Here is a 10,235-nt window from a genome sequence, read left to right on the forward strand (position 1 = left end):
TCCACATGCATATCGCTCCTCACAACAACCACAACAAACCGATCGTTGACGCGGATGACCCGACGGTGCCGTTGAACTACTTCAACATCGTCAAGCTCACCGCCGGTCAGAGCTTCGAGTATCAGGTGCCGGGGTATGAAACCTGCGTCGTGCCAGCGACGGGTACCGTCGATGTCGATGTTGAAGGCGTGGGCTTCGCCGCCCTTGGCAACCGCGGTGTGGATGTCTGGGACGGTGAACCCGAGGGCGTATATGTCCCCGTCGGCGCCAGGGTGCGCATAGCATGCGTCACCGACACGACCGAAGTCTTCATCGCGGGTGCAAAATATGACAAGGTGCTGGCGCCCTTCGATGTGCGGGTGGCAGAGCTGGACAAGGTTCAATACGGCTCTGATGACACCAAAACCCATCGCAAGATCAAGCACATCCTTGGTCAGAAACAACATGACAAGGTGGGTCGCCTGCTGGTCTCTGAGCTTTTCACTGTCGGCCAGGGGGGATGGTCAGGTTTTCCCGCACACAAGCATGACACAGACAACCTGCCCCACGAAACCCGCCATGATGAGACCTATAATTTCCGCTTTCGGCCCAATCACGGCTCGGGTGTTCAGATCCTGCAGCGTGAAGAGGGCAAGCCGGGAGACGCGTATCAACTCATGGACGGCTCCACGATCTGTATCGACAAGGGCTATCACCCCTGCGCCGTCATGCCCGGGTACGAGATGTACTACTTCACCATCCTCGGTGGTCTCTCTCAGCGCAGCCTCGTGCAGTATTTCCAGCCCACGCATGCCTATCAGGTCGAAACCATCCCCGGCATCAAGGACATGGTGGCCAAGTTCAAATGACCCTCGTGACACTTGCCGAGGTCCTGCAACCCGCCTTGCGGGAGGGCCATGCCGTTGCCGGGCTGGTGACGCTTGGGTGGGAAGACATGCGCGCCTACGTCGCCGCCGCCGAGGCGGAGGGCGTGCCGGTTATTCTGCAGGCCGGTCCCTCGTGCCGCGCGCACACGCCGTTGCCCATTCTGGGCAAGATGTTTCGACATCTGGCACAGGAGGCCTCGGTGCCTGTCGTTGCGCATCTGGACCACGGCTATACGGAACAGGAATGCCGTGAAGCGCTGGACAGCGGGTTCACATCACTGATGTTCGACGGCTCCCGCCTGCCTTTGTCGGACAACATCGCCCAGACCGCGGCAATTGCCCGCATGGCCCACGCCGCCGGCATTTCCTGCGAAGGCGAAATCGGCTTTGTCGGGTATTCCGGCGGCGAGACCTCTGCCGGGACCGATCCACAGGAAGCCGCGCGCTTTGCAGAGGAAACCGGCGTCGATGCGATGGCGATCTCGGTTGGCAACGTGCATTTGCAGGAAAACAAGGAAGGCGGTCTGGACGAGGCTCGCATCCGCGCGATCGAGGCCGTGACAGAGGTGCCGCTGGTCATCCATGGTGGATCCGGCGTGCCGCTGTCCCAGCGCACAGCATTGGCACGTGGCTCCGGCATCTGTAAATTCAATATCGGCACCGAATTGCGCATGGCCTTTGGTGCGGCGTTGCGCGCGGCTGTAAATGATGACCCTGCCCGGTTTGATCGTGTGGCGATCCTGAAGGACACCCACGACCCGCTGGTGGAGGCGACACGCCGCGTTCTGCGCGGGTTCAGGGGAGAGAGCCAATGTTGAACATCGGGCTGTTGGGATGTGGCCGCATTGGCGCGGTACACGCAGCGTCGATCAGGCGTCAGGCGCAGGCGCGGGTCGCAGCGGTGGCCGACGCGGTGCCCGCCGCTGCAGAGGCTTTGGCCGAGAGCGCTGGCGCAACCGTGATGGACAGCGATGCGCTGATCAACAGCCCGGATGTCGACGCCGTCGTCATCGGGACACCCACCGACACGCATTTCGATCTTATCCACGGGGCGGCGGCCGCGGGCAAGGCGATCTTCTGTGAAAAGCCCATCGACATGTCCGCCGACCGCATCCGCGACTGCAGTCGCGCCGTTCAAGCAGCGCGCGTGCCGTTCATGACCGCGTTCAACCGCCGCTTCGACCCCAGCTTCGCCAACCTTCAGGCCCGCCTTGCCGCGGGTGAGATCGGGCAGACCGAGATTGTCACGATCCTGTCGCGTGATCCCTCCCCGCCGCCGCTCCAGTACATCAAAAGTTCAGGGGGCATTTTTCGCGACATGATGATCCATGACCTCGACATGGCGCGGTTTTTGTTGGGGGAAGAGCCCATTCAGGTTTTCGCTGTCGGCAGCGCATTGGTTGATGCGGATATCGGGGCGGCGGGTGATGTCGATACGGCGGCTGTCACGCTCACCACGGCGTCAGGCAAAATCTGTCAGATCAGTAACTCGCGCCGCGCAACCTACGGCTACGATCAACGCATCGAAGTGCACGGGTCGGGGGGCATGCTGCGCGCCGCCAACGTGCACGAGAACACCGTTGAAGCGGCCACCGGATCGGGGTTTCAAACGGCACCCGCCAAGCATTTCTTTCTGGAGCGCTACGAGCGCGCCTATGCCCGGGAGATGGCACATTTCATCGACGCGGTCAGCCATGGCACACAGCCCAGTCCCGGCATCGAAGATGGCCTGAGGGCGCAGGTATTGGCAGACGCCGCGACCCTGTCCTGGCAGGAGGGCGTCCCGGTGCAGGTGACGTGAGCCGCGCTGCGGAGTGCCCCGAACGCCGCCAAATCCAGGATACCTGTCCCCGCGTCTTGTCAAAATCGATCGCCTGGTGCTAGCCTGGGAGAACCTAACCGGGCAGCGGGGTGTCTTCCGGACCCGCCCGACGTCACAACGACGCGTGAAATCCCCGCGGAACCGACCTTTCGCACCGAAAGGTTTTTTTCGAACGCGCCGCTTGGGCGCTGAAAGGGAGAGACACAGATGAAATCCGTGGGTATTATCGGCATCGGCGACATGGGCAGCGGTATCGCCAAGAACCTCATTGCAAATGGCTTCACCGTCACCGGGCTGGACCTCGATCCGGACCGGATGAAGGCGTTCACGGCGATGGGAGGAACCGCCGCAACCTCGCCTGCGGATGTGGCGCGTGCATCACAGGCCGTCTTTGTCATGGTGATGACGGGAGATCAGGCCAAATCCGTTCTCTTTGGCGGGGAGGGCCTTGTGGAACACCTGCCGCAGGGCGCGGCGGTGATCCTGAGCGCGACCATCAAGCCGCGTGAAGCCCGCGAGATCGGGAAAGCGATGGCCGGATCGGGCATTCACCTCATCGATACGCCGGTGTCGGGTGGATTTCCCGGCGCGCAAGGCGGGACCCTCACGATGATGGCCGCCGCACCAGATGTTGTGCTGGACCGTTTTGCCCCTGTCCTGCAAGCGGTATCTGCCAACATTCACCGGGTGGGCACGCAACCGGGCGAGGGTCAGACCGTCAAAGCCTGTCTGCAGTCGCTGATCGGCGCGCAGTTCTCCGCCACCTTTGAGGCTGCGGCGCTGGCGGCCAAGGCCGGCGTCCCGGGTCAGGTCCTGCTGGATGTCTTCTCGACATCCTCGGCGGGATGCGGCGTTGTGAACAACGCGCTGGAAAAGATTATCGACCGTCAGTTCGAGGGCACGGGCAGCCACATCAACACGATGCACAAGGACCTGACGATCTCCATGAGCCTGGGCGAGGAACTGGGCGTGCCGCTGCACACGGCTGCATCCGCGATGCAGGTTTTTCACGCCGGTCGTACAAGGTATCCCAACGGGGACAACTGGGTCTGCACCCGCGTGATCGAAGAGATTGTCGGCGCGGAACTGCACCGCGATCCGAAGTCATGAAACTGGGGGTCATTTGCGACGGTATCAGCCGCGATCTGCGTCATGCGGTTGATGTGATGGATGAGTTCGATCTGGACTATGCCGAATTGCAGTTTGTCGGTGATACCGAGGTTGGCGATCATTCTACCGCTGAAATCCGAGAAATCGACAAGCTGCTACGGGATCGCGGAAAACCCGTGTCCTGTCTGTCCCGACACATCTTTGCCGGTATGAGCACCCAGAACCGGCCCGGTGACGCGCTGCATACACAACACATGGATGCGCTCAAACGGGTGATCGAAATGGCGCATATCGTCGGCTCTCCGCTGGTCCGCATCATGACTCAGAAGAAGGAGCAGATCCTCTGGGGCATGAACGGCGCGGAGAAATGGAACGTCGCCCATGGCGCGTGGGACAGCATGGCCCCGATGATCGCGCCCGCCGTGGAGATGGCGCGCGCAGAAGGGGTGACACTGGTGGTCGAGACCGGCAATGGCACCATGGTGAATTCCAACTACACTGCGCGGCGGCTGATTGACGAGCTGCAGGCGAAGGACGTGCTGCAGGTTTTATGGGACCCGGGCAATAATTGCTGGTGCCACGAACGCGCTTACCCGGAAGGCTATGACGAGGTGAAGGGCGGCTATCTGGGCCATGTCCACATCAAGGACGTCTGGGTCGATACGCCCCGCGCGACGCTCGAACTGCGTAAAATGGGTGACGGCCAGTTGGGGCCTCTGTTTCCCGACATCGCCGCTGCGCTCAGAAACGACGGCTATGATGGCGTCATCTCCTTCGAAAGCGTGTACCACCCCGGCAATGGCGATTTCGAAGCGGGTTTCAGGCAGTGTATTGCCCAGTTCAAAACCCTGTTTTCCTGACCGCGCTGCGTGGTGCAAACAGATTTCCTGCCTGCCATGCGCTACGCTAGGTAGACGCACCGGGCACGCGGCGCCTGCCTGACGGGCGCTGTGAAATCCAGGTAACATGCCCGGGCCTGCAGCAGGATATTGGTCTGCGCGCATACTCAGCGGGTAAAGAACCTGTAGATTGGCATCAGCTCGGAAAACTCGGCAATGGTGCGCGCCGCCAGGTCAGGGCGCACCACAAAATCCGTGTCTGCGATGTCCTTCCAGCCGGAAAACCCCTTGTGGCGCAACGCCTCCGCATGCGGGTGATCCTTGTCGAAACCGGCGGGCACCCGTTTGAGGGCAGGGTCCGGAACCCTGATGGCCTTGGCGCGCAGCCGTGCCGCCAACGCCATCAGCGTCGCGCCTCTCGGTCCCGCCATCTCACTGCGGAATAACTCCAACCCGGGTTTGTCGAACTGGAAAATGCCGCATCCGAGTGTCAACCGCTCGCTGTCCAGACCGAAAAACCACATCGGCGCCTTCGCTGGTGCGCCGCTGGAGGCGAAAGACAAGTGGATATGCGCATTGTAAGGCGTCTTGTCCTTGGAAAACCGGACGTCCCGGTAGATGCGGTAAAGCTTGTGGTCGTGCGCTGTGCCCGTCAGGGTTTCAAGTGCGCGCGACATCACCTTGCCAAAGTGACCGGCTGGTTTCTTCACCGTCTCCTCGTAATAGGATTTATATGCGGTGAACCACTCCCTGTTATTATTTTGCCTAAGATCAGACAGGAATGCCACGGCCTCGGGCGAAAAGTGATCGAAGTCTCTCATGAAGTTCCTTTCACGACTTTGGCGGCATGGCGGCGGCGTGCTCAAGGCATATCGACAGCCATTTCTTCAGGGTTTCGGTGTCGCAATCGTCGTTCGCGACCAAGATGAACCCGCCCAGCTTGCGGGTGCCGTGGATCACCGGTTGCGCATGCGGGTCGGACAGCGCCTGCGCTTCATGGTCCTTGCCGACGCGGAACATGAAACGCCTGACGCCATGCTTGTCCCGGCGCGCGCCCGAAATCATGTTACCGTTGAGGAAAAAGCAATTTCCGCCCATCATGCGCTTTTCCGAAATGCCGACATGCGCCTCAAGGGCGCGGCGCATGCGAGTGGTCAGCTCTTCGTCGTAGGGCATCAGACCATGCCCGCCAGTTGCGCCAGAATTGTCGCGGCCAGGACGGTCATCACCAGTGACGTCATCGCCGCTCCGACAAGCCGCCCCCCGCTGGTCGCGGAGCGGCGCAGCGCCGCGTAGTGGATGAGGCGGGCCAACAACAGGACACCGCCGCAGACCATGACAAACCAACCCGGTGCACCGGTGATCTCGGCACCTGCGAGCGCAAGCAGGGCCAACGGCACATATTCGGTGAAGTTCCCATGCGCGCGCATGCGTTTCAGCAGGTCTTCGTCATCACCGTGTAACAGCATGATCCCGGTCTTGGCGCGCCTCAAACCGACCATGATCGACATTGGCACGCTTACCAGCACGAAAATTGCTGTAAAAAACAGCGTTATCTGTGGCGCTTCCAACATTGGACACCTCTCCTTCGTTCGCGGTTCAAGATGTCATGCTCTCGTATGTGATCAGCGCAAAGCGCGCGCCCTGTGGATCGGTCAGCGTCGCCATGCGGCCCACGCCCGGCATCTCCATTGCCGGTGTCACCACCGTGGCGCCCTTTTCCTGCGCCGTGGCGACACTCGCATCCACATCGGCAACCGTGAAATAGATCGTCCAACTGCCCTGATCTTCCGGCATGGGGGAAAACCCTCCGATCGGCGTTTCGCCCACCACTGCAGCGCCGTAGCTCGACCCATCCTGCATCGGCATGTCCCGGATCGTCCACGCGAGAACGTCCTGGTAAAAGGATTTGGCCGCAGTCTGGTCCGGGCCCGAATGACCGATCCATCCGGAATTGCCCACGGCTGTCATTTCGAGAATGCTCATGTCTTGTCTCCTGTGATTTTCAGCCCCGGTCGATTGACGGGGACAAACCAAGGACGCACGAAGCGACGGCACCCCTACAAAGGGGTAAACATTTTTTTGCAGGTGGATATTTGGTCTTTTATGACAACGCGCTCCGGTTCCGTCGGGCCAAGTGTCAGGGCCTTCTCAAAGGCAGCGACCGCCCGGCGCGGCAGGCCGGATTGCAAAAACAGGCCACCCTGCATCGTATGGTACCACCGGTAATCCGACAGATCACAGGCCAGCGTTTCCATTTCCTTCAAGGCATGTTCTGCGCCGCGGGTCTTGGCCATCGCCGCAATATGGTTCAATCGCACCACCGGTGTGGGCTGAATGACGTAAAGGGCCGCATAATGCGCCTCGATCTTCTGCCAGTCCGTTGCTTGGGCAGATGGCGCCAGTGCATGTTCCGCGGCAATGGCTGCCTGCACGCGGTAAGGTCCGGAATGTCCAAGGCGCTCTGATTTCTGAAGAAGCGCAACAGCCTCCGCAATGGCCGTTTTGTCCCACAGGCGGCGATCCTGATCTTCCAGAGAAACCAGTCTTCCATCTGAATCGATACGCGCCGCGCGCCGGGCATGTTGAAACAGGAGCAGGGACAACAGGGCGATCTGGTCGCCCATGCCCGCAAACAGATCCGCCAGTAGCCGCGCCAGCCGAATTGCTTCCTCGCACAGCGTCACGCGCATTTGTGCGGCGCTGTTGGACGTCGACCATCCTTCGTTGAACATCAGGTACACCATCAGTGAGACCTCGCCCAGCCGTCTGCCCCGCTCCTGCGGGCTTGGCGTTTCAAAGGCAATCCGGTTGGTGGCGATCTTCTTTTTTGCGCGGGTCACGCGCTGCTCCATCGTTTTCGTGGCCACCAGAAATCCTCGTGCGATTTCCGCCACGCTCAGTCCGGCCACGATGCGCAACGCCAGCGCGATCTGATCCTGCCGGGACAAGGCCGGGTGACAACAGATAAACAGCAGCCGCAACACGTCGTCTCGCACGTCGTCGGGGTCCGGCAAGGGGTCTTCATCTGCCATCAGCACGGATGGTTCCACTTGCAGAAGCACGCGGTGACGCTGCGTCTTTCGCACCCGGTCCAATCCGGCATTCCGAGCGGTCGTCAGCAACCAGGCCAGTGGATCACGCGGCGCCCCCTTGCCTTCCCACGCCGTCACGGCCTTCAGGCAGGCATCCGAAAAAGCCTCCTCGGCAAGGTCCATGTCCCGGAAGTAACGGGTCAAGGCAGCCAGGGCGCGCGGCCTGTTGTTGGAAAAAGTGGCTTCGAGCCATTCGGACATGTTCTTAACCTGTCGACAACACCCCGCCGGCCCATGCCACCGGTCGCACTTCGAGGCGGGCAATGGGCGAGGAGATCATCTCGGCGAATTTCAGCGCCTCTTGCAGGTCATTGAAGTCAGCCGCGTAAAATCCCAGGAATCCTTCCTTCGTTTCAGCGAAGGGTCCGTCAACGATCAGGGGGGCCTGCGCGCGACCCGGCGCCGGATCAACGGTCACCGCCGTCGCGGGCGGCATCAGCTTGATGGAAAGGTAGTCTCCTCGTTCTCCCAGCGCCTCCTGCAACGCATAATGCCCGGTAAGCACCTGCTTTTGCTTTTCATCCGGCAGGTTTTCGAACACCCCCGGTTCACCGTAAATCGTGATCGCATACATCATGAAGCGGCCTCCTTCCGACCAAATGATGTTGCGAGGACGCGCGACAAAAAGCAAATCCGACACCCGCGACACATAAAACCGGAGAAATACCGGTCTGTAGGCCCGCCACACCGGGGAAATCCCAGAACCTCACGACGCCCGGCGCTTGACATTGCGCGCGGTTGCGACGCAACTGCCTTTCAGTTGGTGCTTGTGAGAGCAAGTGAAAAGGGAATGTGCAGTCGGAAGGATTCGGCGAAGCACAGCCGCCCCCGCGACCGTGAACGGAAAGGTCTGCCAATGCCACTGGAGGGAACTCCGGGAAGGCGGCGCAGACCGAAGGCAGCCCTGCTGCCGGGATCCGTGAGCCGGGAGACCTGCCAGCGACACGTGAAGAAACCGGACGGGGTGTTCCGGTGTCGGGACAAGACCTGATCCCTCAGGCCCATCTCGTCATCTGACCCACGTCCCATGACATATGGGACACAGCATCATGACGACTGACGCAGCGGCGCGAAACGGTCAGACAACGGAACTGCTCGTCTGCGTGAAATGCAGGCGCGGCCTCGAAATCCCCGACGACGACCGCCGCCCGGGCCAGCGGCTCTACGACACTCTGGCCCAGCAACAGATGCCGCCGGGCATTCGGCTCAGGGCGGTCGAATGTCTGCAAAACTGCGATTATGGTTGCACCGTCGCGCTGCGGGGGGGCGATCGCTGGACCTATGTCTACGGAAACATCGACGAAGTGTCGCATCCTGACCTGCTGATTGATGGTGCGGCGCGTTATAACGCCACGCAGGACGGGCTGATCCCTTGGCGCGAGCGCCCTGAACATTTTAAACGCAACTGTATCGCGCGCATTCCGCCGCTGGAGACTGACCATGACTGATTTTTCGAAACTGCCTGTCACCGTGATCACCGGGTTTCTGGGGTCAGGCAAAACCACGCTGATCCGTGAACTGATGCAGAACCCCGGCGGCAAACGCCTGGCGGTTGTGGTGAATGAATTCGGCGACGTGGGTGTCGATGGTGACATCCTCAAAAGCTGCGCGATCCCGGATTGCCCTGCGGAAAACATCATGGAGCTTGCCAACGGCTGCATCTGCTGCACGGTGGCGGACGATTTCATTCCGACTATCGAAGCGCTGATGGCTCTGGAGCCGCGTCCCGATCACATCCTGATCGAGACCTCCGGTCTCGCGCTGCCGAAACCGCTGCTCAAGGCCTTCGACTGGCCCGATATCCGCTCGAAGATCACGGTGGACGGCGTGATCGCACTGGCCGATGCCGAGGCTGTCGCAGCGGGCCGTTTCGCACCGAACGTGGCGGCGGTGGACGCGCAGCGCGAAGCCGATGACAGCATCGACCATGAAACGCCGCTTTCCGAAGTTTTCGAGGACCAGATTTCCTGTGCGGACATCATCCTCTTGACCAAACCTGACCTGGCCGGTGCCGAGGGCGTGGCAAAGGCCCGGGCCGTTATCGCTGCCGAAGCACCGCGCCCCTTGCCGGTGGTCGAAGTGGCCGAAGGCATCGTTGACCCGCGCATCATCCTTGGGCTGGAAGCCGCTGCCGAAGACGATATGGACGCCCGGCCCAGCCATCACGATGATCATGACGACCACGAACATGACGATTTCGACAGCATCGTTGTCGATATCCCCGAACAGGCCGACCCGGCGGATCTGGTGCGCGCAGTCGAAGCGCTGGCCAAGGATCACAACATTCTGCGCGTCAAGGGATACGCTGCCGTGACCGGGAAACCGATGCGTCTGCTGGTGCAGGCCGTGGGGCCACGGGTGCGTCACCAGTACGACCGTCCGTGGCAAACAGACGAAGCGCGCCGGGGGCGTCTGGTGGTGATTGCCGAACATGATGACATCAATGCCGACACGATAAAGGCGGTTCTGGGTGTCAAGGCCGCCGAGGCAGCCGAGTAACCTG

Annotated in this window: 13 protein-coding genes and 1 riboswitch; of the genes, 7 read left to right on the forward strand and 6 right to left on the reverse strand. The window is 61.1% G+C overall.

The genetic code is table 11. From position 1 onward, the window contains the following. The first annotated feature begins 5 nt into the window (after positions 1 to 5). The 5 genes from KX928_RS14950 (at position 6) to KX928_RS14970 (ending at position 4,658) form a co-directional block, all read left to right on the forward strand. A complete protein-coding gene (locus tag KX928_RS14950; RefSeq protein WP_219504250.1) occupies positions 6 to 848 on the forward strand; it encodes a 5-deoxy-glucuronate isomerase in 843 nt (280 codons plus the stop codon). Beyond that, positions 845 to 1,684: a class II fructose-bisphosphate aldolase gene (locus tag KX928_RS14955; protein ID WP_219504251.1), complete on the forward strand. Its 840-nt coding sequence runs from the start codon at positions 845 to 847 to the stop codon at positions 1,682 to 1,684. Before KX928_RS14950 ends, KX928_RS14955 begins: the two co-directional genes overlap by 4 nt. After that, complete coding sequence (iolG, locus tag KX928_RS14960) at positions 1,678 to 2,667, forward strand: inositol 2-dehydrogenase (protein WP_219504253.1); 990 nt, start codon at positions 1,678 to 1,680, stop codon at positions 2,665 to 2,667. The genes KX928_RS14955 and iolG overlap by 7 nt, the downstream gene beginning before the upstream one ends. A gap of 228 nt (positions 2,668 to 2,895) precedes the next feature. After that, positions 2,896 to 3,798, forward strand: a complete 903-nt coding sequence (locus KX928_RS14965) for an NAD(P)-dependent oxidoreductase (protein WP_219504255.1) — start codon at positions 2,896 to 2,898, stop codon at positions 3,796 to 3,798. Further along, positions 3,795 to 4,658, forward strand: coding sequence for a sugar phosphate isomerase/epimerase family protein (locus tag KX928_RS14970; RefSeq protein WP_219504257.1), 864 nt, complete (start codon positions 3,795 to 3,797; stop codon positions 4,656 to 4,658). The genes KX928_RS14965 and KX928_RS14970 overlap by 4 nt, the downstream gene beginning before the upstream one ends. A gap of 146 nt (positions 4,659 to 4,804) precedes the next feature. Here the strand turns inward: KX928_RS14970 and KX928_RS14975 are convergent, their stop codons facing one another. The 6 genes from KX928_RS14975 to KX928_RS15000 form a co-directional block, all read right to left on the reverse strand. Next, positions 4,805 to 5,458, reverse strand: a complete 654-nt coding sequence (locus KX928_RS14975; protein WP_219504259.1) for a TIGR02453 family protein — start codon at positions 5,456 to 5,458, stop codon at positions 4,805 to 4,807. 10 nt (positions 5,459 to 5,468) lie between these two features. Next, complete coding sequence (locus tag KX928_RS14980; protein WP_219504261.1) at positions 5,469 to 5,813, reverse strand: TfoX/Sxy family protein; 345 nt, start codon at positions 5,811 to 5,813, stop codon at positions 5,469 to 5,471. Beyond that, complete coding sequence (locus tag KX928_RS14985; protein WP_219504263.1) at positions 5,813 to 6,211, reverse strand: MAPEG family protein; 399 nt, start codon at positions 6,209 to 6,211, stop codon at positions 5,813 to 5,815. Before KX928_RS14985 ends, KX928_RS14980 begins: the two co-directional genes overlap by 1 nt. A gap of 25 nt (positions 6,212 to 6,236) precedes the next feature. Beyond that, positions 6,237 to 6,623 carry a VOC family protein gene (locus tag KX928_RS14990; protein WP_219504265.1) on the reverse strand — a complete coding sequence of 129 codons (387 nt, stop codon included), beginning with the start codon at positions 6,621 to 6,623 and terminating at the stop codon, positions 6,237 to 6,239. A gap of 74 nt (positions 6,624 to 6,697) precedes the next feature. Further along, positions 6,698 to 7,933, reverse strand: coding sequence for an RNA polymerase sigma factor (locus tag KX928_RS14995; protein WP_219504267.1), 1,236 nt, complete (start codon positions 7,931 to 7,933; stop codon positions 6,698 to 6,700). Positions 7,934 to 7,937: 4 nt separating this feature from the next. After that, positions 7,938 to 8,309, reverse strand: coding sequence for a YciI family protein (locus tag KX928_RS15000; protein WP_219504269.1), 372 nt, complete (start codon positions 8,307 to 8,309; stop codon positions 7,938 to 7,940). A gap of 167 nt (positions 8,310 to 8,476) precedes the next feature. Beyond that, positions 8,477 to 8,687: riboswitch (cobalamin riboswitch) on the forward strand. A gap of 94 nt (positions 8,688 to 8,781) precedes the next feature. Here KX928_RS15000 and KX928_RS15005 point away from each other — a divergent pair. Beyond that, complete coding sequence (locus KX928_RS15005; protein WP_219504270.1) at positions 8,782 to 9,180, forward strand: DUF1636 family protein; 399 nt, start codon at positions 8,782 to 8,784, stop codon at positions 9,178 to 9,180. Further along, positions 9,173 to 10,231 carry a cobalamin biosynthesis protein CobW gene (gene cobW / locus KX928_RS15010; RefSeq protein WP_219504272.1) on the forward strand — a complete coding sequence of 353 codons (1,059 nt, stop codon included), beginning with the start codon at positions 9,173 to 9,175 and terminating at the stop codon, positions 10,229 to 10,231. Before KX928_RS15005 ends, cobW begins: the two co-directional genes overlap by 8 nt. Positions 10,232 to 10,235: the final 4 nt, after the last annotated feature.

The organism is Roseobacter insulae (assembly GCF_019375555.1).
GTDB classification, from domain to species: domain Bacteria; phylum Pseudomonadota; class Alphaproteobacteria; order Rhodobacterales; family Rhodobacteraceae; genus Roseobacter; species Roseobacter insulae.